We start from the raw sequence: 499 nt of genomic DNA on the forward strand, positions 1-499 counted from the left end.
AGGGCCTTGGATCAGGGAGTGGCGTCCGGGTGGATGGGGCTGCGTTCTTACCCCACACCCCCCGGGATTCTTACCCCCACACCCCCCGGGCGAGAAGCGTCCCGGCCGCGACGGCGCCGACAGCGGCCAGCACGCTGCCGGCGACGTTCACCACGGCGAGCAGCCGGGTGCCGTCCTGGGCGAGCCGTAGCGTCTCGTAGGAGAACGTCGAGCAGGTGCTCAACGCCCCGCAGAGCCCGGTACCGACCAGCAGTGCTGCCTGGGAGGACGCCGCTCCCGCGCGCACCGCCCCGGTGACCATGCCGAGGACACCACTGGCGATCATGTTAACGGTGAGCGTGCCCCACGGGAACACCGTGTCGTGCCGGGCCTGCACCAGCCGGTCGGTCAGGTAGCGCAACGGCGCGCCGATCATCGCGCCTATGATCACCAGCAACCAGTTCACGTGTCCGCCTTGTGACCGAGCCGTGCCCACTGTGCCATCAGTGGCGCTGTGCCA

General features: G+C 69.7%; 1 protein-coding gene. It reads right to left on the bottom strand.

Annotated elements, in window-relative coordinates:
* Nucleotides 1–70 precede the first annotated feature (70 nt).
* Nucleotides 71–445 carry a fluoride efflux transporter CrcB gene (gene crcB, locus MJ785_RS03250; protein ID WP_239309530.1) on the bottom strand — a complete coding sequence of 125 codons (375 nt, stop codon included), beginning with the start codon at nt 443–445 and terminating at the stop codon, nt 71–73.
* Nucleotides 446–499 lie beyond the last annotated feature (54 nt).

This window comes from Protofrankia sp. CiT1 (assembly GCF_917627335.1).
In the GTDB taxonomy this organism is placed as follows: domain Bacteria; phylum Actinomycetota; class Actinomycetes; order Frankiales; family Frankiaceae; genus Protofrankia.